Source organism: Pseudomonas sp. 44 R 15 (genome assembly GCF_900004965.1).
Lineage (GTDB): Bacteria > Pseudomonadota > Gammaproteobacteria > Pseudomonadales > Pseudomonadaceae > Aquipseudomonas > Aquipseudomonas orientalis_A.
In genome coordinates this window covers 83,157-109,300 of sequence record NZ_CVTU01000094.1, presented here as the reverse complement: position 1 = coordinate 109,300, position 26,144 = coordinate 83,157, and the positions used below count along the sequence as shown (strand labels likewise).

General features: G+C 60.6%; 17 protein-coding genes and 1 tRNA gene. 11 read left to right on the top strand and 7 right to left on the bottom strand.

Annotated elements, in window-relative coordinates; all coding sequences use genetic code 11:
* The 4 genes from BFP93_RS15355 to BFP93_RS15340 all read left to right on the top strand — a co-directional run.
* A partial coding sequence (locus BFP93_RS15355) for a ShlB/FhaC/HecB family hemolysin secretion/activation protein (protein ID WP_065892896.1) occupies positions 1 to 1,514 on the top strand: 1,514 nt, incomplete at its 5' end.
* A gap of 31 nt (positions 1,515 to 1,545) precedes the next feature.
* On the top strand, positions 1,546 to 11,823 hold the full coding sequence (locus tag BFP93_RS15350) for a two-partner secretion domain-containing protein (RefSeq protein WP_141687975.1): 10,278 nt from the start codon (positions 1,546 to 1,548) through the stop codon (positions 11,821 to 11,823).
* On the top strand, positions 11,820 to 12,344 hold the full coding sequence (locus BFP93_RS15345; protein ID WP_065893740.1) for a hypothetical protein: 525 nt from the start codon (positions 11,820 to 11,822) through the stop codon (positions 12,342 to 12,344). Before BFP93_RS15350 ends, BFP93_RS15345 begins: the two co-directional genes overlap by 4 nt.
* 177 nt (positions 12,345 to 12,521) lie before the next feature.
* The gene (locus BFP93_RS15340; RefSeq protein WP_065893739.1) at positions 12,522 to 12,842 is read left to right on the top strand and encodes a colicin; all 321 of its coding nucleotides are present in this window, start codon (positions 12,522 to 12,524) and stop codon (positions 12,840 to 12,842) included.
* A gap of 446 nt (positions 12,843 to 13,288) precedes the next feature.
* Here the strand turns inward: BFP93_RS15340 and BFP93_RS15335 are convergent, their stop codons facing one another.
* The 5 genes from BFP93_RS15335 to BFP93_RS15315 form a co-directional block, all read right to left on the bottom strand.
* A complete protein-coding gene (locus BFP93_RS15335; protein WP_065893738.1) occupies positions 13,289 to 13,960 on the bottom strand; it encodes a hypothetical protein in 672 nt (223 codons plus the stop codon).
* A 173-nt stretch (positions 13,961 to 14,133) separates the two neighbouring features.
* Positions 14,134 to 14,209, bottom strand: a tRNA-Phe gene (locus BFP93_RS15330).
* 103 nt (positions 14,210 to 14,312) lie between these two features.
* On the bottom strand, positions 14,313 to 14,585 hold the full coding sequence (locus BFP93_RS15325) for an oxidative damage protection protein (RefSeq protein WP_065885766.1): 273 nt from the start codon (positions 14,583 to 14,585) through the stop codon (positions 14,313 to 14,315).
* Positions 14,582 to 15,649 carry an A/G-specific adenine glycosylase gene (mutY, locus tag BFP93_RS15320; protein ID WP_065885765.1) on the bottom strand — a complete coding sequence of 356 codons (1,068 nt, stop codon included), beginning with the start codon at positions 15,647 to 15,649 and terminating at the stop codon, positions 14,582 to 14,584. The genes BFP93_RS15325 and mutY overlap by 4 nt, the downstream gene beginning before the upstream one ends.
* Entirely contained in the window at positions 15,646 to 17,862 is a 2,217-nt protein-coding gene (locus tag BFP93_RS15315; RefSeq protein WP_065893737.1) for an AsmA family protein, read from the bottom strand. Before BFP93_RS15315 ends, mutY begins: the two co-directional genes overlap by 4 nt.
* A gap of 324 nt (positions 17,863 to 18,186) precedes the next feature.
* Here BFP93_RS15315 and BFP93_RS15310 point away from each other — a divergent pair, with 324 nt between their 5' ends.
* The 7 genes from BFP93_RS15310 to BFP93_RS15280 all read left to right on the top strand — a co-directional run bounded on the left by BFP93_RS15310 (position 18,187) and on the right by BFP93_RS15280 (position 23,948).
* Positions 18,187 to 19,848 (top strand): OFA family MFS transporter, encoded by a 1,662-nt coding sequence (locus BFP93_RS15310; protein ID WP_065885763.1) that lies wholly within the window; start codon positions 18,187 to 18,189, stop codon positions 19,846 to 19,848.
* A gap of 231 nt (positions 19,849 to 20,079) precedes the next feature.
* Entirely contained in the window at positions 20,080 to 20,673 is a 594-nt protein-coding gene (gene hisB, locus BFP93_RS15305) for an imidazoleglycerol-phosphate dehydratase HisB (RefSeq protein ID WP_065885762.1), read from the top strand.
* Complete coding sequence (gene hisH, locus BFP93_RS15300) at positions 20,673 to 21,311, top strand: imidazole glycerol phosphate synthase subunit HisH (protein WP_057724503.1); 639 nt, start codon at positions 20,673 to 20,675, stop codon at positions 21,309 to 21,311. Before hisB ends, hisH begins: the two co-directional genes overlap by 1 nt.
* A complete protein-coding gene (locus tag BFP93_RS15295; protein ID WP_058421837.1) occupies positions 21,312 to 21,569 on the top strand; it encodes a DUF2164 domain-containing protein in 258 nt (85 codons plus the stop codon).
* 39 nt (positions 21,570 to 21,608) lie between these two features.
* Positions 21,609 to 22,346: a 1-(5-phosphoribosyl)-5-[(5-phosphoribosylamino)methylideneamino]imidazole-4-carboxamide isomerase gene (hisA, locus tag BFP93_RS15290; RefSeq protein WP_065885760.1), complete on the top strand. Its 738-nt coding sequence runs from the start codon at positions 21,609 to 21,611 to the stop codon at positions 22,344 to 22,346.
* A 9-nt stretch (positions 22,347 to 22,355) separates the two neighbouring features.
* Complete coding sequence (hisF, locus tag BFP93_RS15285) at positions 22,356 to 23,126, top strand: imidazole glycerol phosphate synthase subunit HisF (protein WP_065893736.1); 771 nt, start codon at positions 22,356 to 22,358, stop codon at positions 23,124 to 23,126.
* A gap of 66 nt (positions 23,127 to 23,192) precedes the next feature.
* Positions 23,193 to 23,948, top strand: a complete 756-nt coding sequence (locus BFP93_RS15280; RefSeq protein WP_065893735.1) for a substrate-binding periplasmic protein — start codon at positions 23,193 to 23,195, stop codon at positions 23,946 to 23,948.
* A 109-nt stretch (positions 23,949 to 24,057) separates the two neighbouring features.
* Here the strand turns inward: BFP93_RS15280 and BFP93_RS15275 are convergent, their stop codons facing one another.
* Both BFP93_RS15275 and BFP93_RS15270 read right to left on the bottom strand, forming a co-directional pair.
* Positions 24,058 to 24,831, bottom strand: coding sequence for a divergent polysaccharide deacetylase family protein (locus BFP93_RS15275; RefSeq protein WP_065893734.1), 774 nt, complete (start codon positions 24,829 to 24,831; stop codon positions 24,058 to 24,060).
* 1 nt (position 24,832) lies between these two features.
* Positions 24,833 to 26,140, bottom strand: coding sequence for a S41 family peptidase (locus BFP93_RS15270; protein WP_065885757.1), 1,308 nt, complete (start codon positions 26,138 to 26,140; stop codon positions 24,833 to 24,835).
* Between the last annotated feature and the right edge of the window lie 4 nt (positions 26,141 to 26,144).

The following is a 26,144-nucleotide window of genomic DNA, read 5'->3' as shown; positions in this document are numbered from 1 at the left end:
CGCCCGCCGACACCCGTTGCTTCCCGATCAAAGACATCGAACTCAAAGGCGCCGACAGCCTGCCGGCCTCCGAGCGCGAGCGCCTGCTCAAGCCCTACGTCGGCCAATGCCTGGGCGTGTCCCAGCTCAACGACCTGCTCAAGGCCATCACCGACTACTACCTCGGCAAAGGCCGCGTCACCAGCCGCGCCTACCTGCCGCAGCAGGACCTGTCCACTGGCCACCTGCAAGTGCTGGTGGTGGAAGGCAAGCTCGAAGCCTTGCGCAGCGCCGAAGGCAGCACCGTGACCGAACGCGAACTGGCCATGGCGTTTCCCGGCAAGGTCGGCGAAGCGCTGAACCTGCGTGAAATCGAGCAACTGGTGGACCAGCTCAACCGCCTGCCGTCCAAACAGGCGCAAATGGAACTGACCCCCGGCAAGCAAGTCGGCGGCAGCGACGTGGTGGTCAAGAACACCGCGCAAAAGCCCTGGCGCGCCAGCCTGTCGCGCAATAACGACGGCCAGAAAAGCACCGGCGAACAGCAATGGGGCGCCGGCCTTGAATGGGACAGCCCGCTGGGCCTGGGCGACCAGTTGATTCTGCGCGGCGGCCATGACGCCATCAGCGACCACCAAAAAACCTCGAAAAACACCATGCTCTATTACAACGTGCCTTGGGGCTGGTGGAACTTCAGCTACACCTACAGCGAGAGCGACTACCGCACCTTCGGCGTGACCGACGACTTCAAATACAAGCAGGACGGCGACAACCAGAACCACCAACTGCGCGCCGAACGAGTGATCCACCGCGACGACGTGAGCAAGACCTCGGTCAACGTCGGCCTCGCGCACCTGCGCACCAACAACTACATCCTCGACGTGCGCACTGCGCCCAGCAGCAACCGCCTCAGCGAACTGCAATTGGGCGTCAACCACGGTCGGCGTATCGGCACGGCCTTCGTCAACCTGGACCTGGGCATGCAAAACGGCATCGGCCTGCTCGACGCCCAGTCCCAGGAAGAGCGCGACGCCTTCGGCCGCCGCCAGCCGAACTCGCGCTACCGCAAATACACCGCCACCGTCAGCTACCTGCAACCGTTCAGTCTGTGGGGCGAGTCGTTCAGCTTCAGCAGCCTGGCCACCGGTCAACGCAGTGAAGACCCGCTGTTCTCGCCCCAGCGCATGAGCCTCGGCGGCTCGGCTTCGGTGCGCGGTTTCAAGGACCAGTTGCTGACCGGCGACAGCGGCGGCTACTGGCGCAACGAAGTGCGCTGGGCGCGCCCGGTGACCCTCGACTGGATGCGCCCGGCCTTCTTCGAATACGGCGCCAGCGTCGGCTACGACCAGGGCGTGATCCGCAACGACCGCTACAACGACAACGTTCATGGCCGCGTGTCCAGCAACTCCCTGGAGCTGTTCGCCCGAGGCAAGAACGTCAGCACCAGCGTGACCTTTGCCAACTCGCTGGAAAGACCCGGAGTCGTCACCGAGCGCGAAGCGCCGATCTACTTCCGCCTGGATTTCTTCCTGTAATTCAACGTTGCGCCGCAGCGAGAAACTGAAAATGGACGTTCGACAATTTGCCTTCCTGGCCCGCCAACCTTCCGCCACCCTGAAACCGCGAAACGCGTTCTTCGGCCTGCCCAAACGCGGGCTGGCGTTGATCCTCGCCAACGCACTGTTCTGGCAACCGCTGCTGGCCCAGGCCGAGGGCATCGTGGTCAGTGCGCCGGGTACCACTGTGGGCGCGGCGGGCAATGGCGTGCCGGTGGTGAACATCGCCACGCCCAACGGCGCAGGCTTGTCCCATAACCAGTTCCAGCAGTACAACGTCGGCCCCAACGGCGTGATTCTCAACAACGCCAACGGCGCGCTGCAAAACACCCAACTGGGCGGGATCATTGTCGGCAACCCCAACCTCAAGGGCGGCGCGGCCAGCGTCATTCTTAACGAAGTCAACGGCGGCAGCGCCAGTCAGTTGCGCGGTTATACCGAAGTGGCGGGGCAGTCGGCCAAGGTCATCGTGGCCAACCCGTACGGCGTGACCTGCGCCGGTTGCGGCTTCATCAACACGCCCAACGTCACCCTCACCACCGGCAAACCCATCATCGACCCCACCGGCCAGCTGAAAAGCTACCAGGTCGATGGCGGCGCCGTGACCATCGATGGCGAAGGCCTGAACGCCAGCAACGTCGACCGCTTCGACATCATCACCCGCTCGGCCAAGATCAATGCACAAATCAACGCCCGCGAACTCAACGTCATCGCCGGGCGCAACGACGTCGATGCACAAAGCCTGAAAACCACCGCCCGCGCCGATGACGGCAGCGCCAAACCCGAGCTTGCGATCGACTCGTCGGCCCTGGGCGGCATGTACGCCGGCGCGATCAAACTGGTGGGCACCGAAGCCGGTGTGGGCGTGAAGCTCGATGGCACCCTGGCGGCCAGTGGTGGGGATATCCAGCTTGATGCCAACGGGCGCTTGAGCATGGTCAATGCCAAGGCCAGCGAAGCGGTGGTGATCAAGGCCGACCAGCTTGATGCCACGGGCGCGGTGTATGCCGGTACCCGAATCGATGCGCAAACCACCACAGGCTTGAGCAACCAGAAAAGCTTCGCCGCGCGCGACAGCATCAGCCTGACCAGCAGCGGGCAGGTGATCAACAACGGCATCATCGAGGCCGGCGTGAATGCCGATGAAAGCCGCAATACCAACGGCGACGTCAACCTGACGGCGGCGAGCCTGAAAAACAGCCAAAGCGTGGTTGCCAGTCGCACCCTGACGGTCGCCGCTGCACAAACCCTGGATAACCAGGGCGGCACCTTGAGCGGTGTGAAAACCGTGGCCAGCGCAGGCCAGTTCGATAACCGGGGCGGCCGGGTTCTGGGGGCCGACGCGCTCAAGGTCAATGCCACCGGCCTGGATAACCGAGCGGCTGGCCTGGTGCACAGTGATAACAGCACCGACGTCACAGTGACGGCTGCTCTGGATAACCGGAACGGCCGAGTAATAGGCCTCAAGAACCTGACGCTCAACGCCGGGCAATTGACCAACGATAACGGCTTGGTCGCAAGCCAGGAACAGACCCAGGTAACGGCCGGGGCGTTGAGCAACCGGGCGGGCGAAATTTCCGCCCAGCAAACCACCCTTAGCGCCACGTCGCTGGATAACCGTTCCGGCAAACTGCTGGGCAGCGAACTCAACGTGACCGCCAGCGGCGCCATTGATAACCGCCTGGGGATTTTCTCCGCCACCAGCCTGCTGACGGTGCAAGCCGCAAGCCTGGATAATAGCGACCAAGGCTCCGTCGCCAGCCAGGGCAACCTGATCGCGACCATCGCCGGGCTGCTCGACAATCACAATCAAGGCAACCTGGTCAGCCAAGCGGCCCAGCAGGTTCGGGTCGGTCAACTGAACAACGCCCAGGCTGGGCTGGTATCGAGTAAAACCACCCTGGCGCTGCACGGCGATACCCTGGCCAACCAGGGCGGCCTGGTGATCGCTGATGGGGCATTGACCCTGACCGGTGGCAGCGTCGACAACAGCAATGGCGGCCAACTGAGCAGTGATAGCCGGTTGACGCTCAATGCCAACCATCTGGAAAACGGCGCCGGTCGAATCAGTGCCAAGGGCGATCTGCAGGCCACCGTCGGCGTGCTCAACCAGCAAGCGGGTGAGTTGGTCAGTGAAGGCGTGCTGAGCCTTACTGGCACCTCGGTGGACAACCGCAACGGCGGTCTCATTGCCGCCACCAACGGCGTTGATTTGCGCAGCCAAGCCGTGCTCAACCAGCAAGGCGAGATCTCCAGCCAGGCCAAGGTGCTGCTGGTGGCCGACCAGTTGAACAACAACGCCGGCAAGGTGATTGGTGACAGCGGCTTGAGCCTGACCGTGCAACGCCTGCTCAACCAGAGCAAAGGCCTGCTGGCGGGACGCGAGGGCCTCGTACTGAACGGCGGTCAACTGGATAACAGCTTGGGCGGCCGCATCACCAGCCAGAAAGGCCTGAATATCAACCTGACCGGTGACCTGCTCAACCATGACCAAGGCACCTTGCTCAGTGAAGGCGCGTTAACGGTGAAGGCTGGCACGCTGGACAACCGCCAGGGCGGCATTCTGTCCGCCGCCAACGCGCTGTCGATCACAACGGACGGCCAACTGAACAATCAGGCGGGCAAGCTGCTGGCCGATGGCAAGGCCACCTTGGTGAGCGCGGCGCTGAACAACAGCCAGGGCGGTGTGATCAGCGCCAAGCAACAGGTTGACGTGCGCAGCGCGGGTCTGGACAACAGCCAGCGCGGCAGCATCAGCAGTGACGCCGGCATCACCCTCAATGCCGGGCAACTGGACAACAGCCAGCAAGGTTCGATCTTTGCCAAGTCCACGGTCAAGGCCACCCTGACCGGGCTGGACCAACATGATCGTGGCGAATTGGTCAGCGATACCCACATCGATCTGGACTTGAGCCATGGGCAGCTGATCAACCGCGATCACGGGCTGATTGCGACCCCCGGCCAATTACTGCTGAGCAACCTGGGCAGCGTCGACAACAGCCAGGGCGGCGAGATTTCCAGCACCCAATCCTTCCTGTTGACGGCCGACGCGCTGAACAACCGGGGCGGCAAAGTCATCAGTGGCGACAGCCTTCAGGTGCGCATCGCCAAGGCGCTGGATAACAGCGTCGAAGGTGTGTTGTCAGCCAAGCACCTCTTGCAGGTGGATGCCGATAGCCTGGATAACCAGGCCGGTGGCGCCCTCGCCAGCCGTGGCGCGCTGGACCTGAAGGTCACAGGCCTTCTGGACAACCATAACCAGGGGCTGATTTCTGCTGCCACTGCGCTGACTACAACCTCCGGCTCATTGAACAACAGCGACAAGGGCCGTCTCTCGGCCGGCACGCTGCAGACGCTCAACACCGGCGCGCTGGATAACCGCCAGGGCGGGCAACTGGTCAGCGATGGCAGCCTGACGGTGACCGCTGCCGATGTGGATAACCGCAGCGGCGTGATTGGCAGCCAGCACGCCTTGAACCTGACCGTCGCCAATCTCGACAACAGTGCGGGCCTGATCAATAGCCAAAGCGATCTCACCTTGGCAGGCCAGCGTGTGGACTCAAGCCAGGGCGGAGAAATCTCGTCCAAGGGCGACTTGAAACTCACGGTCCAGAAGCTGATCCAGCGCCAGGGCCGCTTGATCGGCGAACGCGCCGTGAGCCTCGACCTGCAAGGCGGCGATCTGGACAACAGCGCGGGCTTGATCAGCGCCAATGGACCGTTGACCTTCGCGCGCCTGGCCAACCTGACCAACCGTGAACAAGGCGAAATCTCCAGCCAGGCGGCGTTCAGCGTGGCCGCCAAGCGCATTGATAACGGTGATCGCGGGGTCATCCTCAGTGCCGATCAATTGCGTCTCGAAGCGGATGCCGTGGTCAATGCTGACAAGGGTTTGATCTCCGGCTGGAATGGCCTGACGGTCGTCGGGGGCAGCCTGGACAACAGCGCCGAGGGCACGTTGTCGAGCAAGAGCGGTACCCTGCTCACCACGCTCACCGGCACGCTGGATAACCACGCGGCAGGTGCCCTGGTCAGTCAGGGCACGCAAACCATCAGCGCGGCCAGCCTGAACAATGATCAAGGGATCATCTCAGGCCAGGCGGATGTCAACCTCACCGTCGCCGGGCGCCTGGACAACAGCAACGGCGGCTTGATTTCCGCCGGTCAGCACCTGGGTTTCAACCATGCCCAGAGTGAAATCCTCAACCGTGGCGGCCAGATCAGTGCTGCCAACATCACCCTGGTTGGCCAAAGCCTGGACAACAGCGCCGGTCAACTGATCAGCCAGGGCACCCTGGAAGGCACCCTCAGCGGTGCGCTGATCAACGCCAACAACGCCCGTCTGGCCAGTGGCGCAGCCTTGCTGCTGAACGCGTCGAGCCTGGACAACCGGGGCGGCCAACTGGTCAGCCAGGACCGGCTCGACCTGACCCTCGCCGACGATCTGGATAACCGCGACAAAGGCACCCTCGCCAGCCAGAAAGACCTGGTGATCAAGCTGTTGGCCGGTGACATCAACAACCAGCAGGACGGCCTGATTTTCAGCCAGAAGGGCAAGCTCGATCTGGCCGCCCGAACCCTGAATAACCAGAAAGGCACGCTGCAAAGCCAAGTCGATAACCGGCTACGTTTGAGTGGCGCCCTGAACAACCAGGGCGGCCGGGTCGACAGCCTCAGTGGCAACCTGGACCTGCAAACCGCCAGTGTGGTCAACAGCGCCGGCGGCATACTCAACAGCAGCAAGGGCTGGATCAAACTGGTCAGCGGCCTGTTCGACAACGGCAGCGGGATCACCCAGGCGCAATCGCTGGACATCACCGCCAACGGCGGCTTGCTCAACCAACTGGGGCACCTCTCGGCCCTGGGCGGTGAAAACCGTATCGTCACCAGCACCTTGAATAACCAGGGTGGCGGTGTGTATGCCGACACCTTGCTCAAGGTCACGGCCCAGGATTTCGATAACCAGGGCACGGCTGCCGGCAATGGCGGCAAGGTCGGCGCGCGCACCATCGACTTCGGCCTGACAGGCGCCCTGAGCAACCGCTTTGGCCTGATCGAAAGCGACGACACCCTGGGCCTCACCGCGCAAACCGTCAGCAACGTGGGCGGTACGCTGCGGGCCATGGGCCGCACCGGTTCCACCCGCATCAGCACACAGGGGCTGTTCGATAACCGCCTCGGTGCGCTGGAAAGCGCCAATGAAGCGCTCGACCTGCAAGCGGCCAGCCTGGACAACAACGGCGGGCGCATCGTGCATACCGGCAGCGGCACATTCGACCTGACGTCCGACCAGGTCACCCGTGCCGGCGGCAGCTTCATCACCAGCGGCCAACTGGACATCACGGCCGCCAAGTGGACCAACAGCAGCGTAATTCAGGCCGCACGCCTGAACCTCGACATCGGCGAGTTCACCCAGACCGCCAGCGGCCAGTTGCTGGGCGCACAAAGCCTGACCGGCGTCGGCGGCACCTGGACCAACGAAGGCCTGCTGGCCAGCGATGGCACCCTCAACCTGACACTGACCGGTGGCTACAGCGGCAACGGCCGCGTCAGCAGCCTGGGCGCCATGAGCCTCACCAGCGCCCGCATGGACCTGGGCGATAACGCACGCATTGCCGGCGGTGCACTTACCCGGATCAACAGCACCACCCTGAACAATCGCGGGCGCCTGACCGCCATCGGCGACCTGACCGTCAACGCCACCACCTTGAACAACTACGGCACCCTGGGCGGCGCTGGAAAGGTCCGCCTGAACGCCACTCACCTGCTCAACGAAAAGGGCCTGGTCTTCAGCGGCAGCGACATGACGTTGCGCGTCAATGATTTCAGCAACCGCTATGGCGACGTCTACAGCCTGGGCGGCCTGGACATCGCCCGCGACGACGCCAACGGGCGCAGCGTCCTGATCGAAAACGTCTCCGGCACCCTGGAAAGCACCGGCAACATGCGTTTGCTGGCCGACACCCTGAGCAACCGCCGCGACCAATTCAGCACCGAAATGAAACTGGTGTCGGGCAGCTTCGACACCTACTACGACGACTTCTGTGACGGCAAGGGCTGTGAAGTGCACTTCCGCTCGGTTGAGCGCTACGAGGACGTCGTCACCGGCAGTTCCCCCACGGCGTATATCTCATCGGGTGCAGGCCTGACCGTTGGCGCGCAAACCGTCGACAACCTCTACAGCTCAATCTCGGCTGCGGGCAATATCCAGATCGATACTGGTGTACTGAACAACACAGGCGCAGCAGGTGGCGAAGATCGCCACTTCGACTCGGAGTTCTATACCCGCAACGACAGCGTCTACAACACGTTTATCACTCGCAGGGATCAGTTCAACCTCTACAACAACCCCAACTCGGCCGACTACCGTCCCGGCGAAATGACCATCGCCAAGCTGAGAGACGGGATCGGTAACTTCTACAACGACTCCAGTTATGTCGTCGCCACCGCCGGACGTGTGATTGCCCCCGCTGTTATTCAGGCGGCCGGTTCCGTCACCGTTAACGCCACGCAGCAAATCAACAACAGCGTGATCCGCGCCAACGCCACGGATATCAATACGCCGGCGCAAAACCGCAACACCAACTCCGACGTGTTTGCCTCCACGGTCAAACCGGCGATCACCGCGCAACTGCCGCCGGACCTGGCCCAGCGTCAGGTCAATCCGGTGACCTTGCCTGGCTTCAGTTTGCCGACCACTCAGAACGGCTTGTTCCGCCTCAGCGGCCAGGCCGCAAAGGCCGGCGCAGCGGGTAAAACCGCCACCGGCAGCGCTGACTTCAGCGTGAACGGGCGAGTGGTCAGCGCCGCCGAGCGCGAGAAAACCCTCGACTACAGCGCCGTGCAAGAACGCGGCTTCAGCCTCGATGGCCAGCCGGTCAGCGGCGCGGTCACTGGCCAGGGCCCGCGGGTGCTGGACAGCCGCGCGCCTTCGGTCACCCGCGTACAGGGTGTGCCGGACATTGCCCCGGTGGATAACAGCCACAAATACCTGATCGAAACCAACCCGGCGCTCACTGACCTCAAGCAGTTCATGAGCTCCGACTACCTGCTCGGCAAACTCGGCTACAACCCTGACGCCAGCTGGAAGCGCCTGGGCGACGGCCTCTACGAGCAGCGCCTGATCCGCGAAGCCGTGGTCGCCCGCACCGGCCAGCGCTACATCAACGGCCTCGCCAGCGACGACGCGCTGTTCCGCTACCTGATGGACAACGCCATCTCCTACAAGGACTCGCTCAACCTGCAACTGGGCGTGTCGCTGACCGCCGAGCAAGTGGCGGCGCTGACCCACGACATCGTCTGGATGGAAGAGGCCGAGGTCAACGGCGAGAAAGTCCTGACCCCCGTGCTTTACCTGGCCCAGGCCAACAACCGCCTGGCCCCCAACGGCGCGCTGATCCAGGGCCAGGACGTGAGCCTGATCAGCGGTGGCGACCTTCACAACAGCGGCACCCTGCGCGCCACCAACAACCTGAGCATGGTCGCGGGCAACATCGACAACAGCGGCCTGATGCAAGCCGGCAACCGCCTGGAAATGCTCGCCACCGACTCGATCCGCAACAGCCGTGGCGGCATCATCACCGGCCGCGACATCAGCGCCACGGCCGTGACCGGCGACATCATCAACGAGCGCACCGTCACCACCTTCAAGCGTGACGGCGAGCGATTCCAACTGCGCGACGACGTGGCCAGCGATGCTTCGCGCTTCGAAGCTACCGATACCTTGAGGCTTAACGCCGGCCGGGATGTGCTCAACGTAGGCAGCACGCTGAAAGCGGGCGGCAACGCCAGTGTGACCGCGGGCCGCGACGTAGTGATCGCCAGCCAGACCGAAGAAGACAGCGCCGCCTACCAGCGCCGCCGGGTCAAAAGCACTGAACAAACCCTGCTGCAACACGGCTCCAGCGTGGAGGTGGGCGGCAACCTCGCCATCGACGCCCGCCGCGACATCGCCGTGGTCGCCAGCACCGTCAGCGCGGCCAAAGACCTGAGCGTCAAAGCCGGCGAAAACCTGACCCTGGCCGCTGCCGCCAACGAACAGCACGACTACTCCAAAGGCAAAAAAGGCCAGACCAAAACCACCACCCAACTGGACAGCGTCACCCAACAAAGCGCCGAACTCAAAGCCGGCGGCGACCTGATCGCCGTGGCCGGCACCGACCTGACCCTGGTCGCGAGCAAAATCAGCGCAGGCAACGAAGCGTACGTGCATGCCGATAACGAACTGCAACTGCTGGCCGCGCAAGACAGTCACTATTCGCTGTATGACATGAGCAAGAAGGGCAATTGGGGCAGCAAGAAGACCCAGCGGGATGAAGTGACCGATGTGAAGAATGTCGGGAGCGAGATCAAGACGGGGGGCGACCTGACGCTGGAAAGTGGTGGGGATCAGAAGTATCAAGCGGCGAAGCTCGACAGTGGCGGGGATATTGCGATTGTCAGTGGTGGGGCGGTGACGTTTGAGGCGGTGAAGGATCTGCATCAGGAGAGTCATGAGAAGAGCAAAAGCGACTTGGCGTGGAACAGTGCCAAGGGGAAGGGCGCTACAGACGAGACACTGCGTCAGACACAGATGGTGGCTCAGGGTGAGTTAGCTATCCGTGCTGCTGGCAAGATCAATATCGACATTAAACAAATTGATCAAAAAACAGTCAGCCAAACGATTGATGCGATGGTTCAAGCTGAACCTCAATTAGCGTGGATCAAGCAAGCCGAAGCCAACGGTCAAGTTGATTGGCGAGTTGTGAAGGAGATTCATGACAGTTGGGATTACAAGCACTCAGGTTTAGGTGCTGCACCCGCGCTGATTATCTCGATTGTCGCAAGCTTCTATCTGGGGCCTCTCGCCGGAGCCATGGCCAGCAACTTCGCTGTGGGCACTATCAATGGCGGCGGAGACATTGGTGCGGGCTTGAAAGCCGCAACCAATAAAAATGCGATTAAAGGCTATGCAACCCAGATGGTTACAAGCGGTATCTTGGCCGGCATAGATACCGCTGTGGCGGGTTGGAATCCCGACGGTCCTTTGATTCTGAATGCCAATGGTGTCAACAATCCAGGCTATTCCTCAAACATGCTGGATTGGAACACGGTTAGTGAGAACGTACTTCGAAGCAGCACACATGCATTAGTCACAGGCAGCGTTAACACTGCGATCAACGGCGGTAGTTTAAAAGATAATCTCGGTGCTGCGGCCATTTCGGAAGGTCTCGATCTCACAGCCGCTTTTGGAAATAAACAAGTCGGTGATTTAGCGGATTATCTGGAAGTCAGCCCTGGCACAGCCTCAAAAGTGTTCATGCATGCTGTCTTGGGCGGAGCACTTTCATCTGCCAAGGGCGGTGATTTTAAAACAGGCGCACTTGCAGGGGCTGCTGCGGAAGGATTGACGACTATTGCGACAGAGAATCTTGGTAAATACCTGGATTCTCAGCTTGCTACGAATCCTCAGTTTAAAGTGGCCACCGCTCAAGTTATTGGGGTGTTGGCGGGCGCTCTGGGTAATGGTGATCCCGAGACAGCCAGTTGGGTGGCGGGGAATGCTCAGCGCTACAACGATTTCGTACATATGGGCGGTAATTGGGGAGCTGCTGCGACCAGTCTCGGCGCTGAAATGATCGAGCAAGGCAAGACACCTGATGAGATCTCTGAGGCGTTCAGATCCTTGGCCAGAAGCGATGGGTATGAGGGGCCGGGCCATGATTATGTTGCTGGCTGGGTCTATATACCTGGTGCTCTCGGGCTGGCAGTGGCTACACCTGAACTGTTGATGGGGTGCGCGTTTGCTCCGCTGGCCTGCAACCAGGCTGCAATAGCCGCTGCGGAAGTGGCGGGCGGGAATGCTACTCTCGGGGGGACGGCGTTTGGTGTGTTTGGTGGCGGGGCGCTGGCTGTTGCGGGTGGTGTAAAAACGGTTGCAAAAGCTGCGGCAAATGGAAGTGGGCCAGCTAAGGGCTTCTTAGAAGTCAGTGATGCATATTCGTCCTCTAAAGCTGTACAAGGGTTGAGTAATTCAAAACCTATTGACTTTATTTACGATCCGGCTAGTCAGCGCTTCATCATGGGGCGGAATCAATTTGGGCATGATGGGATATTGGATGCTGGAAAAATCCCTTCATCTGACGCTATCGTCGGCGGGGGGATCTGGAAGGAAAATGGAGTTCTTCGAACCTATGAATGGAGCGGACATTACGGGATGAACTGGACTCCCGAGCTTCGTGAGCAGTTCAAGTCCTTTATGAGCAGCCATGGGGTGGATGTTACCCATACTCCCGGGATATCTAGATGATAGATGATCTGAAAAAAAAGCTATTGATGGAGCTCGGTAAACTAGATGCTCCATGGATAAAAAAAATTGAGTACAACTCTGAAGGGGCTAATTTGAGTTGGCTTCCTGTAGCAAAGTTGTGTGGGGGGCGTTTTCTTTTGGGGCTTACTTCCAAGGGGCTTTGGGCTAGATCGACAGAGTCTGTTGTTCAGACAGTCAGCGACGAAACTACGTGTGTATTTTTTCTGCCAGTGTTAGAAGATCTACCAGAAGTGGTTCGTTGCAAGATGATCGATGGGCTTAAAGGTTATGGGCTTTCCGAGGAGTTCATAGACTTATTTCCATTTGAGCAAATTGTTTTGGCAGGTCTTAGAAGTCAGAGTGAGTACTGGTCTGGTTTGGCGTTGAAATGGGCTTTATTCGTCCCGAGATCTAATAGCTTAGAGGCGGAGCTGGAGGCGTTGAGTAAAGATGGAGAGACTCAAAAAATACGTCACTCGGCCAGAAAAATAGCTAAGCAGCTAAAAGTTTTGGGGAAATAGGGGGCAGATCAAATTTTTGGGTTTTTATAGTTCAGCAGAGCTGCTCTTTAAAAATATGATTTATTTTTTTTCACTCTATTTGTTTTGGCCTGTTGATAGACGGCTAAGCCGTAAATTCTTATCCAGTTAGGAAGAATAGTGGTCTGACCCCTATTTTTCCAGATGCGAGGAACTAAGATGCTATTCGCGAAAAAATTGCCGGATTGGCTCGTGGCGTGCTTCCGCATTGCGCTACTTGGCGAGATATACCCTAATATTAGAGCCATCGCCGCCGGATATCATGATGGTGGTTTTGTGTTAATTCGATACTATCTTGATCGTCAGCCAACAGCCTTTGATTTGGAGAGCCTGGAGGTTGTAGCTACAAATTTAGATGCACTGGGAGGGAAAGAGCAGGCGATCAACAAAATTGATATCCAGTGCGTGCATGCGGCGGATGCTAAGCGAGATTTAGATCCGATTAGTGGATTTGTATACTCTAGGCGAGAGCACGAATAAAATGGTCCAAAAGGCACTGCCACGATTGGAGGTCAAGCAGCTTCTACACTTCCGAAGACCTTTGGCGAGTCGGTCCTCGGTCATAACACCCAGATTGGTGCGCGAAATAGTAAAGCGGGGAAAAATGGGGTCAGACCACTATTCTTCTGGCGGAGCACTAAACGTGGTCTGACCCCTGTTTTTCCTGTTTTTAGTCCATCGCCCTTTCGATATTCGAGATTTCTCGCAATGGGTCAGCGCCTTGCGCTGTTCCGTCCACTTTGATGAGCAAACTCGGCCTTATCGGAAATTATCTCTAGCAGGCTTTCGATTATCTCGAAAAGTGAGCGGCCTGATGCCCGTTTTATAGGAGCTAAGGGCCTCAAGAGGGCCTACGTCATCTCAAAAACACGGCTCAGATAAGTGAAAAGCGTTGGAGAAAAGCTCTGCTCCAGGCCACGTAGCACTTATTTACAACGAAACCCCTCCGGCATCGTAACCGTGTAATTACGCTGCACCCGATCCTGGAAATTCAGATTGCGCAGCCCCTGTTCCACCAAAAAGGCTTCCACCTTCGCGGCCTGGCAGTCGTCGTTGTAGGACGATGCCCGCAGCACGTACACCGCGCGCTTGCTCGCCTCATCCCGGGCGGTGGCCCTGAACGTGGTGAGGGTGGTGTAACCGGTGCGCTCAGAGGTGCCTACGGGGCCGTAGGTGGTGTTTGGGGTGCTGGTGCAGGTCAGCTGGTCGGTTTTCTTTTTGTTCTTCTTGCACTGCGTGGTGGTGCTGTTTGCCACCTGGCCGTATTCGGTGGCGGTATAGCGGTAGGTGACTTGCTTGCTGTCGACGTCCAGGGTGACGGTCATTTTGATCGGTGCATGGTCTTTGGGCAGGGTGGTGTCGGTGAAGACATTGCGAAAGCCCTGGTCCTTCATGGCGCTGACCATGTCGCGCAGGTAGTAGCGGGCGTTGAGCGCGTTTTCGTCGCTGCCGCCGGTGGACGTCACCAGTACGGTGGCCTGGCGGTCGAAGTGGTAGTCGGGGTCAGGCGTTGCGTTGATTGCTACGTCCATTTGCGTGGCGCATCCACTGAGCATTGCGGTCAGTAGCAAGAGCGTGCAGAGCAAGAAGCGGGTCATGGAAAAAACCTTACAACTGGGAATTGGGTAAAGGCTGGACGATTGAGTCCAGCGAAAAACAACCCTCAATCGTGCTGCTGCGACATCGTGACCGCACGCAGCCGGCCGCCATTAAATCGCAGGCAATAAAAAACCCCAAGGAACACATTGTTCCTTGGGGTTTCTCGGTATTTTGGTGCCCAGAGACGGAATCGAACCGCCGACACGGGGATTTTCAATCCCCTGCTCTACCGACTGAGCTATCTGGGCAACGGGGCGCATTAAACGGGTTTTTCAGGGGGTCGTCAAGCAAGTTTTCAAAAAATATTTAATTATTACCGTCGCTTACGTGCAGACCCCGGTTTTTGATCAATTATTGAGCAGGTGGTACGTAGCCGTCGGCCTTGGCGTAATCCTCGCCGGAAAAGAACTTGTCCATTTCGCCCTGCAGGTATTTGCGGTCTTCGGCGTTCATCATGTTCAAGCGTTTTTCGTTGATGAGCAGGGTCTGGTGTTTTTGCCAGTCGGCCCACGCCTTGGCGGAGACGTTATCGTAGATGTCCTGGCCTTTGGCACCCGGAAAAGGGGCGCGTTCGAGGGCGGGCAGTTCTTCGTGGTACTTGCGGCACATGATGGTGCGGGTCATGACGACTCTCCTGCGTTCAATACTTCAGCCGCGCGCTTCAGCAGTTTTTTCACCGGGGCGGCAAGGCCCAGGCGCGGTGGGGTGGCGAGGTTATACCAGAGCCAGTCGGCCTCGGCCACGTGATGGGCGCTTTCCTCGACCTGGACCAGCCAGGGTTCGATGGCCAGCTGGAAGTGGCTGAAGGTGTGGATCAGCCCCGGCAGTTCCTGATGTTTGCCCAAGGCCAGCGCGTGCTGGTTGGCCAGATGATCCAGGTCTTCCAGGTCGTCCAGCTCCGGCAGGCTCCATAAACCGCCCCACAGGCCCGTGGAGGGGCGACGGTAAAGCAGGATCGCGCCCTCGGCATTGGCGAGCATCGGCATCAGCGTGCGCTTCTGGGGGATGGTCTTGCGTGGCTTGGGGATCGGGTAGCGCGTCTCCAGGCCAAGCATGTGGGCTTCGCAGCCTTTTTCCAGCGGGCACAGCAGGCAGCTGGGTTTGCTGCGGGTACAGAGTGTGGCGCCCATGTCCATCATCGCCTGGGTGTAGGCGTTGACGCGGTCGTGTGGCGTAAAGCGCTCTGCGGTCGCCCACAGCTGCTTGGCGACCTTGGGTTCGCCCGGGTAGCCCTCTTGCGCGGTAAAGCGTGCCAGCACGCGCTTGACGTTGCCGTCGAGGATCGGCGCGCGCAGGCCCATGCTCAGGCTGGCAATTGCGCCGGCAGTGGACAGGCCGATGCCGGGCAGTTCGGTGAGTTTTTCGACATCCCTGGGAAACTCGCCGCCGTATTCGGCGACCACGATCTTTGCAGTCTTTTGCAGGTTGCGCGCCCGGGTGTAGTAACCCAGGCCGGTCCACAGGTGCAGCACTTCGTCTTCCGGCGCGGCGGCCAGTGCCTGGACCGTCGGCAAGGACGCCATGAACCGGTCGAAGTAATTGAGCACGGTGCTGACCTGGGTCTGTTGCAGCATGATCTCCGACACCCACACCCGATATGGCGTGATGCCCTGTTGCCAGGGCAGGTCGTGGCGACCGTGGCGGTCGTACCAGTCCAGCACCGCCTGTGAAAACTGCTCGTTTCTCATCGGTTGAACAGGCCTTTCAATGCGTCTTTAAGCTTGGGGTTGACCTTGTCGAGCTTCTCTTCGAGCTTATCGTTGAGACGGTTGCCCGCCGCTTTGATGGCGACCTGGCCGAGGCCGTCCTTGTCCAGGCGGCAGGCCTTGGCGCCCAGTTCCAGCGGGCCACGGCAACGCAGCGGCACTTCGATACCCTGGAAGTTGGCGCCGACCTGGCAGGCCGGGTCCGGCACGTCGCGCTGGTCGCCTTCGACGATGATGCCCACCCGGTAGTCCATGCCCAGTACGCGCAGGTCGACATCGCCATTGCCGTTGAGGGTCAGCCCCGGAATGCGCACTTTCAGGTCAGGGTTGCTGGCCACGCCGTTGCGCAACGTCAGGTTGCCGCGCAGTTCCTGGAAGGGCGTGTCCTTGCCTTGCGGCGTGGTGCTCAATGTTTTGCGGTTGAGCAGGGCGATACCGGTACACAGTTGTTGCTCGATGTTGGCGTTGAGCAGCACACCGTTGTTGATGACGATGCCGACGGTGCCGTTGAGGCTGTCGATCAAGGCCTTCTGGCTGTTGCCACGCCCGGTCAGGTTGCTGTCCAGGGTGACCAGGCCTTTGACTGGTGGGGTTTTCCCCTGGGCCTGCAGGATTTTTTCTACCGGTACCTGCTTGATATGGGTTTGCAGCGCCAGGAGCGGGGTGTCCTGGCGTACATCGAGGGTGCCGTTGGCCTGGAACGTGCCGTTGTAGAGGCCACCGCTCAGCGCGTCGAGGCTGAGCTGGCCATCGACGCCCGAGGCTTTCAGTACCGCGTTCTGGATCGGCAGCTGGCTCAAGGTGAGTTGGCCGAACGCAAGGTCCGCGTTGATATCCAGGCTGCGCAGGCGGGTCAGTGGCAGCAGTTTGTCACTGCTCCAGGCGGCTTTGGTCGGCGCTTCCGGCAGTGGGCTGTTACCGCCGGCGGCCATTGCACCGGCCTCGCTGCCTTGCACTTCGGCCTGGCGTGCGGCCGCCGTGCCTTTGGCGGCTTCGGATTTGGCCGGCAGGTAATTGTCGGCATTGAAGGTGTCGCCCTTGAGCTGCACGCGCAGTGACTGCTTGGCGAAATCATCCACGGCAACGCGACCGGTGAAGGTGCTGCCATCGAGTTTCAGGTTCAGGCCCTCCAGCGCGACATTGGTCGGCGTGCCTGTGAGGCGGCTGACCAGTTCGACTTTGCTCAGGCTGCCCGGTGCCATGGCCGGCAGAGGGTGGCCGACGCTCTCGAGAAACTTGGCCAGGTCAAACTGCGCGACCGACAGCGCGCCGCTGATCTGCGGGGTGTTGTTCAGGTCAGTGGCCCGCAGTTCGCCCAGTGCGCGCAATTGGTTGGCCGAGAGTTTCAGGTTGGTCCATTCGGCGATGTTGGCGGCAAGATCGACCAGCAATTGACCCTGGGTGGAGAAGGTCAGCGTCTTGCCCTGCAAGGGTTCGCCAGTGGCTTCGCCGCTCAGGCGCATGTCTTCGAACTGGTAGCGCTTGAGGGCGCGCTGGATGCGCAAGTTGCCGTTCAGCTCGGTCTTGAGGCGCATGACCGGCTGGTTGCTGCCCAGGAAAGCGGTGAGTTTCAGCGGAATATTGGCGCCTTCGTGGATGGCGCCGGCACTGAGCTGGATGCTTTCGGCGCTCAATTGCTTGCCAGTCTGTTCATCGTTGTATTCAACGCGGGCGTTGTTGATGGTCAGGCTGTCGATGTCCAGGCGGATCGGCTGCGGCGGTTTTTCCGGCTTGGCTTCAGCCACCGGTTCGGCCGGAGCCGGGGTGGCGGCACCCGGGGTTTCGTCGGGCAGGTTCTTGCCGATGTCTTCCCAGTTGCCGTGGCCGTTCTTGTCGCGGTTCAGGCGCAGGTTCAGGCCTTCGACCCGCACATCGCTCATCTGCACTTCGCGGCGCAGCAGCGGCAGCACACGTACCGACAGACCGAGCATCTGCAGGTCGGCAAACGGTTGGGTCGGATTGGTCAGGGTTGCCACGCCGGCTTCGTGCAGCTCCAGGCCCAGCCAGGGGAACAGGCTCCAGCCGATGTCGCCATTGAGCGTCAGCTCGATGTGGGCCTTGTCGCGGGCTATCTGGCGAATTTCTTCTTTGTAGTCGTTGGGATCGAAGAGATGGGTCAGGGCAAAGCCGAGAGCCACAATGATCAGCAACAGCCCGAGAAATACCAGACCCAGGATTTTGCCGAACGCTTTCATGGGCGAGTCCTTGTATGTCGATTTCAAAATTTAGCCGCAGAGTATAACGCCCGAAGGCCTGCATCAGTTCGTGGATCGTTACATTGTATCTACGACCAGCGAAACGGGATTTTGGCGTCAAATAAAACAGATAGGTTGAAAAAAGTGATGTCAATTTGGTTTTTCTCGTATCTGCAGGTGCTAATCTCTGCGCGTTCGTCCGCCTTCTGCGACGTATCGTCGCGCCAAAATGGAGCTTCACTCACAAAAACGGCCACGCATTGCGTGCAAGGCCGAGGGGAAGCGCGCCTGACGGATGCATACCAATAACTGGGGGAAACACCAATGAGCACTAGCACTGCGGCCGGTACCAATGCCGCACCGCCTGCGTTCCTGTCCAAGGAACGCATTATCGCCAAGCCCGGCTTCAACCGCTGGCTGGTTCCACCGGCCGCACTGGCCATCCATCTGTGCATCGGCATGGCCTACGGCTTCTCGGTGTTCTGGCTGCCGCTGTCCAAGGCGCTGGGCATCACTGCGCCGGTGGCCTGTGCGCCGGACATGAGCTTTATCGCCCAGGTCTTCTCGTCCCAATGCGACTGGCCCATCTCCATGCTGGGCTGGATCTACACCCTGTTCTTCATCTTCCTGGGCTGCTCGGCAGCGATCTGGGGCGGCTGGCTGGAACATGCCGGGCCGCGCAAGGCCGGTGTCGTCTCGGCGTTGTGCTGGTGCGGCGGCCTGCTGATCTCGGCGTTGGGTATCTATACCCACCAGATCTGGCTGATGTGGATCGGCTCCGGGGTCATCGGCGGTATCGGCCTGGGCCTGGGCTATATCTCGCCCGTATCGACCCTGATCAAGTGGTTCCCGGACAAGCGCGGCATGGCGACCGGCATGGCGATCATGGGCTTCGGCGGCGGCGCGATGGTCGGTGCACCGCTGGCGGCAGCACTGATGGGCCACTTCGCCTCGCCGACCAGCGTGGGCGTATGGCAGAGCTTCCTGGTGATGGCTGCGATCTACTTCGTGTTCATGATCGGCGGCGCCTTGTCCTATCGCGTTCCGCCGACCGGCTGGAAGCCTGAGGGCTGGACCGCGCCGGCGAAAAAAGCCAGCAACGCGATGATCACGCACCGTCATGTGCATGTGAACGTGGCGTGGAAGACCCCGCAATTTCGTCTGGTGTGGCTGGTGCTGTGCCTGAACGTGTCAGCCGGTATCGGCATCCTCGGCATGGCTTCGCCGCTGTTGCAGGAAGTGTTCGGCGGCAAATTGCTGGGGCTGGATGTACCGTTTGGTCAACTGGATGCCGGGCAACTTGCATCGATCGCCGCCATTGCGGCAGGCTTCACCGGCCTGTTGAGCCTGTTCAACATCGGTGGCCGGTTCTTCTGGGCGTCGTTCTCCGACTACCTGGGGCGCAAAAATACCTACTTCGTGTTCTTCGCCCTGGGCTTCGCCCTGTACGCGCTGATCCCGAACCTGGGGCACCTGGGCAACGTGGCACTGTTCGTGGCGGCGTTCTGCATCATCCTGTCGATGTACGGCGGTGGTTTTGCCACGGTCCCGGCTTACCTGGCCGACCTGTTCGGTACGCAAATGGTCGGCGCCATCCACGGTCGCCTGCTGACCGCCTGGGCCGCTGCCGGCGTATTGGGCCCGGTGCTGGTGAACTACCTGCGTGAATATCAGTTGAGCATCGGCGTTGAACGCGCTGCGGCCTACGACATCACCTTGTACATCCTCGCTGGCCTGCTGGTGCTGGGCTTTATCTGCAACCTGCTGGTGCGTCCGGTAGCCGACAAATACTTCATGACCGACGCCGAACTGGCCGCCGAGCAGGCGCTGGGGCATGACAAAGGCGCTGATGCCAGCACCGTGCTGGAGTGGAAAGCCTCCCCTGGCAGCAAGCCATTGGCGGTCGCCGCCTGGCTGGTGGTGGGCATTCCGTTGGCGTGGGGTGTGTGGGTGACGCTGCAGAAGACCGCAGTACTGTTCCACTAACACTGCAAAACCCTTGTGGGAGGGGGCTTGCCCCCGATGGCGGCGCATCAGTCAATGCATTGTTGACTGAACCACTGCTATCGGGGGCAAGCCCCCTCCCACATTGGTTATGCATGTACGCACATGTCTATCCCCGACACTCCATCAGTCTTATCCCCTTCGATGTTTCTGTTTAGCGCCCGCGCCCCTATAATGGCTGCCTTTTTCGCCCAATGATTTGCGGAGCTGGTGATGGTCGAACGTATGGCGTCCGTCGAGCGCGACACTCTGGAAACCCAGATCAAAGCCTCGATCAACCTGGATGGCACCGGAAAGGCCCGATTTGATATCGGTGTACCTTTTCTTGAGCACATGCTGGACCAGATCGCCCGTCATGGGCTGATCGACCTGGATATCGTCAGCAAGGGCGACCTGCATATCGACGACCACCACACGGTGGAAGACGTGGGCATCACCCTCGGCCAGGCCTTTGCCAAGGCCATCGGCGACAAAAAAGGCATCCGTCGCTACGGCCACGCCTATGTCCCGCTGGACGAAGCGCTGTCGCGCGTAGTCATCGACTTCTCCGGCCGCCCAGGCCTGCAGATGCACGTGCCCTACACCCGCGCCACCGTGGGCGGCTTTGACGTCGACCTGTTCCAGGAATTCTTCCAGGGTTTCGTCAACCACGCCCTGGTCAGCCTGCACATCGACAACCTGCGCGGCACCAACACCCACCACCAGATCGAAACCGTGTTCAAGGCTTTCGGCCGCGCGCTGCGCATGGCCGTTGAGCTGGATGAGCGCATGGCCGGGCAAATGCCTTCGACCAAGGGCGTTCTGTAATGCAGACGGTCGCGGTTATCGATTACGGCATGGGCAACCTGCACTCGGTGGCCAAGGCCCTCGAGCACGTGGGTGCCGGCAAGGTGCTGATCACCAGCGATGCCAATGTGATTCGTGAAGCCGACCGCGTGGTGTTTCCAGGCGTTGGCGCGATTCGCGATTGTATGGCCGAGATCCGCCGCCTGGGCTTTGACAGCCTGGTGCGCGAAGTCAGCCAGGACCGTCCGTTCCTCGGTATCTGCGTGGGCATGCAAGCCTTGCTCGACAGCAGTGAAGAGAACGGCGGTGTCGACTGCATCGGTCTGTTTCCCGGCCAGGTGAAGTTCTTCGGCAAAGACCTGCATGAAGACGGCGAGCACCTCAAGGTGCCGCACATGGGCTGGAACGAAGTGCGTCGCGCGGTGGATCACCCGCTGTGGCACGAAATTCCGGACATGGCGCGTTTCTACTTTGTGCACAGCTATTACATCGCCGCCGGTAACCCGCGCCAGGTGGTGGGGGGCGGGCACTACGGCGTCGACTTCGCCGCCGCGCTGGCCGACGGTTCGCGCTTTGCCGTGCAGTTTCACCCGGAGAAGAGCCATACCCATGGCCTGCAATTGCTGCAGAACTTCGCCGCGTGGGATGGTCGCTGGTAAATGGCCAAGAAGCCGAAGCCGCCAATCTTGAACCTTGCGCCCGAGCAGGAGCGTGAGGCTACCGACAAGATCAAGCGTTTCATGGAGGATCGCTTCGAACTCAAGCTGGGTTCGTTCGAAGTGGCCGAGATTCTTGAGCTGTTCACCACCGAAGTGGCGCCGCATTATTACAACAGGGCGATTTTCGACACGCAGACGCTCCTTAAGGAAAGGTTCGAAAGCATCGAAAGCGACTTGTGGTCGCTTGAGAAACCCTGATTTCCCAAGCATTGCTGAATATCGAATAAGGTTTGCCAGATGCTGATTATCCCCGCTATCGATCTCAAGGACGGCGCCTGCGTCCGTCTGCGCCAGGGCCGTATGGAAGATTCCACGGTGTTCTCCGATGACCCGGTGAGCATGGCCGCCAAATGGGTGGAGGGGGGCTGCCGTCGTCTGCATCTGGTGGACTTGAACGGCGCGTTCGAAGGCCAGCCGGTCAACGGCGAGGTGGTCACCGCGATCGCCCGACGCTACCCCAACCTGCCGATCCAGATCGGCGGTGGCATCCGCTCGCTGGAAACCATCGAGCATTACGTCAAGGCCGGCGTGAGCTACGTGATCATCGGCACCAAGGCTGTAAAAGACCCGGCCTTTGTCGCCGAAGCCTGCCGCGCATTCCCAGGCAAGGTTATCGTCGGCCTGGATGCCAAGGACGGTTTTGTCGCCACCGACGGTTGGGCTGAAATCAGCACTGTGCAGGTGATCGACCTGGCTAAACAGTTCGAAGCCGACGGTGTGTCCGCCATCGTTTATACCGACATCGCCAAAGACGGCATGATGCAGGGCTGCAACGTACCGTTCACCGCCGCGCTGGCCGCTGCGACGAAAATCCCGGTGATCGCCTCTGGCGGTATCCACAACCTGGGCGACATCAAGTCGCTGCTGGACGCCAAGGCGCCTGGCATCATCGGCGCCATCACCGGCCGTGCGATTTATGAGGGCACCCTGGACGTCGCCGAAGCCCAGGCTTACTGCGATGCCTACAACGGCTGAGGACTGACCATGGCGCTGGCCAAACGCATCATCCCTTGCCTGGACGTCGACAACGGTCGCGTGGTCAAGGGCGTCAAGTTCGAGAACATCCGTGATGCCGGCGACCCGGTGGAAATCGCCCGTCGCTACGATGAACAGGGCGCCGACGAAATTACCTTTCTCGACATCACCGCCAGCGTCGACGGCCGCGCCACCACCTTGCACACGGTCGAGCGCATGGCCAGCCAGGTGTTTATCCCGCTGACCGTGGGCGGCGGCGTGCGCACCGTGCAAGACATCCGCAACCTGCTCAATGCCGGCGCGGACAAGGTCTCGATCAACACCGCCGCCGTGTTCAATCCGGAGTTCGTCGGCGAAGCCGCGCAGCACTTCGGCTCGCAATGCATCGTGGTCGCCATCGACGCCAAGAAAGTCTCGGGCCCTGGTGAAACTCCGCGCTGGGAGATCTTCACCCACGGCGGGCGCAAACCGACCGGGCTGGACGCGGTGGAGTGGGCGATGAAGATGGAAGCCCTCGGCGCCGGTGAAATCCTGCTGACCAGCATGGACCAGGACGGCATGAAAAACGGCTTTGACCTGGGTGTAACCCGCGCCATCAGCGATGCCCTGGGCATCCCGGTCATCGCCTCCGGCGGCGTCGGCAACCTGCAGCACTTGGCCGATGGCGTCATCGAAGGGCATGCCAGCGCGGTGCTGGCGGCGAGTATTTTCCACTTCGGCGAATACACCGTCCCCGAGGCCAAGGCCTACATGGCCGCGCGCGGTATCGTCGTGCGCTAAACGCCGCTGGACAGCATGGCAGGCGCGCGGCACTCTCTGCGCTTGCCATGGATTCCGGTAGCCTTCATGTTCAAACACCTGCTGCTCGCCCTTGCCAGTTCCTCCATGCTCATGGCGGCTACGGTGCACGCCGACGAATCGTCTGACACCTCCCTGGTGCTGCTGACGGAAAATTTCCCGCCTTACAACATGGCGAAAAACGGCAAGAACTTCGCCAGGGACGAGAACATCGAAGGCATCGCCGTGGACATCATGCGCGAGACCTTCAAGCGTGCCGGCATTTCCTACAACCTCACCCTGCGTTTCCCCTGGGAGCGAATCTACAAACTCGCCCTGGAAAAACCCGGCTATGGTGTGTTCGTCACGGCGCGTTTGCCGGACCGTGAAGCGTTGTTCAAATGGGTCGGCCCCATCGGCCCGGACGATTGGGTGCTGTTGGCCAAGGCTGACAGCAAAATCCAGTTGGAAGGCCTTGAACAGGCGCGACGCTACAGGATTGGCGCTTACAAAGGTGATGCCATTGCCCAGAGCCTGGACAAGCAGGGGCTCAAGCCGGTTGTCGCCTTGCGAGACCAGGACAATGCGCAAAAGCTCATGGAGGGCCAGATCGACCTGTGGGCCACCGGCGACCCTGCTGGCCGTTACCTGGCGCGCCAGGTGGGGGTGAACGGGCTCAAGACGGTACTGCGTTTCAACAGTGCGCAGCTTTACCTGGCGTTGAACAAGGATGTGCCGGACGAGGTGGTTGCCAGGCTCCAGGCTGCGCTGGATGAGTTGCGCAAAGAAGGCCGTATCGACCAGATCATGGCCAACTATTTGTAGGAGCGAGCTTGCTCGCGAAAGACGTCAACGATAACGCGAGCATCCTGGAGACGCGCGGCGTTCTCAGGTTTTTCGCGAGCGAGCTCGCTCCTACAGGATGGGGCGATCGTCAGCGATAGATGCCGTTTTTGCCGTGCCCGGCCATGGCCCGATTACTGCGTACGCTGATCATCAACTTGATATCGATCCACTCCACACCCTGCGCCTTGAGCTTGGGCAATTCGCGCTCCAGCACCGCCAGGGTCTGGGGGTAAGGGTGCCCGATCATCACCGCCGAGCCTTGCTTGTGCGCCAGCTTGATTGCGGTTTGCAGTTGCGTGGTGATCGCGGCCTCGGTGCGTTCGTCATCCAGGAACACATCCCGCGAAACATGCGCCAGTCCAATCTTCTGCGCCTCGGCGGCGGCGACAGTCTGTGCGCTGGTGCGGCTGTCCACAAAGAACTTGTGGCGCCGCTGCAGCTCGCCCATTAACCACGCCATTGCCTGCGGCTGCGCCGTCATGCGGCTGCCCATATGGTTATTGATGCCGGCGGTGTAGGGCACGGCCGCGAAGGCGGCGTCCAGGCGCTTGGCCAGTTCTTCGATCGACAGCTCGGGGTGCCAGGCAAACGGACCGGTGGCCGGGTCCATGGGCATATGCAGGATGACGATCTTGCCGGCCTTGTGGGCCTCGCGGGCGAATTGGGCGGCGTGAGGGGTGTCAGGCATGATCGCGGTGGTGACCGGCCCGGGCAGGGCCAGCACGCGACGATCCCTGGGCAGGTTCTGCCCCAGGTCGTCGATGATCAGGGTGAGATAGGCTTTGTGCGGCTCGCCGGCCGGCGTCGCTTGCGCGAATCCGGCCAGGCTGCACAGCAAGGCGATGATCAGGGCAACGCGCATATCAACGGCTGCGCGTGATGCTCAGGCCCTTGAGCAGGCTCAGCGCCTGGGCCAACTGGTAATCGTCGTCCTGCGGCATCGGTTTGGCTTTGGCGCCGCTGCCGGTCGGCTGGTCGGCGCCGCCGTTGCCATTGCCCAGGTGGCCTTGCAGGTCCGCCTCTTTGTAGTACTCGCTGTCGATCTCGTTGGTGATCTTGGCCTTGCGCACCTCAATGTCCGGCACGATGCCCTGGGCCTGGATCGAGCGACCATTGGGCGTGTAGTACAGCGCCGTGGTGATCTTCAGCGCACGCTCGTTATTGAGCGGCAATACGGTTTGCACCGAGCCTTTACCGAAGGTCGTGGTGCCCATCAGCACACCGCGCTTCTGGTCCTGCAGGGCGCCGGCGACGATCTCCGAGGCCGAGGCGCTGCCGCCGTTGATCAGCACGGCCAGCGGCACGTTTTCGCTCAGATCATTGCCGGTGGCCGAGAAGCGCAGCTCGGAATTGGCGATGCGGCCCTTGGTGTAGACGATCAGGCCCTTGGTGATGAAGTGGTCGACCACTTCCACCGCCGACTGCAACACGCCGCCCGGGTTGTTACGCAGGTCGAGTACGATGCCGTTGAGCTTCTTGCCGTTGTCCTTGCGCAGCTTGGCCAGGGCCTTGGCCACTTCGTCGCCGGTCTTGACCTGGAATTGGGTGATGCGGATGTAACCGTAGCCCGACTCCAGCAACTGGCTCTTCACGCTCTTGACCACGATGGTGGAGCGGGTCAGGGTGACGTCGAACGGATTGCCGCCGTCGCGCACCAGGGTCAGGGTGATTTTCTGGCCGATCTTGCCGCGCATCTTGTCGACGGCTTCGGTCATGGTCTGGCCGCGGGTTGGCTGGCCGTTGATCTTGACGATAAAGTCACCCGCCTGGATGCCGGCCTTGGATGCCGGGGTGTCGTCGATGGGCGAGACCACCTTGATGTTGCCGTCTTCGGAACCGACCTCAATGCCCAGGCCACCAAATTCACCGCTGGTGCTTTCCTGCAGTTCAGCGAAGTCTTCCGGGCCCAGGTAGGCCGAATGCGGGTCGAGGTTGCTGAGCATGCCCTTGATGGCGTTTTCCAGCAGGGTCTTGTCGTCTACGGGTTCGACATAGGCTGCCTTGATCCGGTCCATGACCTCGGCAAAGGTGCGCAGCTCGTCCAGCGGCAACGGCGCCTTGGTGGTCGCAGCGGTCGCGGCGGGAACAGCCTGGTCGGCAAAAGCCAGAGGCGCGCCGATCACCAGGGCGATCGTCAGGGCCAGCGAAGTGAGGCGGGACAAATGCAGCATGTCG

What these genes read in the sequence shown, in the direction of transcription:
- BFP93_RS15350 (WP_141687975.1), top strand. Translation starts at nt 1,546, where the DNA reads ATGGACGTTCGACAATTTGCCTTCCTGGCCCGCCAACCTTCCGCCACC.
- BFP93_RS15280 (WP_065893735.1), top strand. Translation starts at nt 23,193, where the DNA reads ATGTTCAAACACCTGCTGCTCGCCCTTGCCAGTTCCTCCATGCTCATG.
- BFP93_RS15310 (WP_065885763.1), top strand. Translation starts at nt 18,187, where the DNA reads ATGAGCACTAGCACTGCGGCCGGTACCAATGCCGCACCGCCTGCGTTC.
- BFP93_RS15325 (WP_065885766.1), bottom strand. Translation starts at nt 14,585, where the DNA reads ATGACCCGCACCATCATGTGCCGCAAGTACCACGAAGAACTGCCCGCC.
- hisF (WP_065893736.1), top strand. Translation starts at nt 22,356, where the DNA reads ATGGCGCTGGCCAAACGCATCATCCCTTGCCTGGACGTCGACAACGGT.
- hisH (WP_057724503.1), top strand. Translation starts at nt 20,673, where the DNA reads ATGCAGACGGTCGCGGTTATCGATTACGGCATGGGCAACCTGCACTCG.
- BFP93_RS15345 (WP_065893740.1), top strand. Translation starts at nt 11,820, where the DNA reads ATGATAGATGATCTGAAAAAAAAGCTATTGATGGAGCTCGGTAAACTA.
- BFP93_RS15295 (WP_058421837.1), top strand. Translation starts at nt 21,312, where the DNA reads ATGGCCAAGAAGCCGAAGCCGCCAATCTTGAACCTTGCGCCCGAGCAG.
- mutY (WP_065885765.1), bottom strand. Translation starts at nt 15,649, where the DNA reads ATGAGAAACGAGCAGTTTTCACAGGCGGTGCTGGACTGGTACGACCGC.
- BFP93_RS15275 (WP_065893734.1), bottom strand. Translation starts at nt 24,831, where the DNA reads ATGCGCGTTGCCCTGATCATCGCCTTGCTGTGCAGCCTGGCCGGATTC.
- BFP93_RS15270 (WP_065885757.1), bottom strand. Translation starts at nt 26,140, where the DNA reads ATGCTGCATTTGTCCCGCCTCACTTCGCTGGCCCTGACGATCGCCCTG.
- BFP93_RS15315 (WP_065893737.1), bottom strand. Translation starts at nt 17,862, where the DNA reads ATGAAAGCGTTCGGCAAAATCCTGGGTCTGGTATTTCTCGGGCTGTTG.
- BFP93_RS15340 (WP_065893739.1), top strand. Translation starts at nt 12,522, where the DNA reads ATGCTATTCGCGAAAAAATTGCCGGATTGGCTCGTGGCGTGCTTCCGC.
- hisB (WP_065885762.1), top strand. Translation starts at nt 20,080, where the DNA reads ATGGTCGAACGTATGGCGTCCGTCGAGCGCGACACTCTGGAAACCCAG.
- BFP93_RS15335 (WP_065893738.1), bottom strand. Translation starts at nt 13,960, where the DNA reads ATGACCCGCTTCTTGCTCTGCACGCTCTTGCTACTGACCGCAATGCTC.
- hisA (WP_065885760.1), top strand. Translation starts at nt 21,609, where the DNA reads ATGCTGATTATCCCCGCTATCGATCTCAAGGACGGCGCCTGCGTCCGT.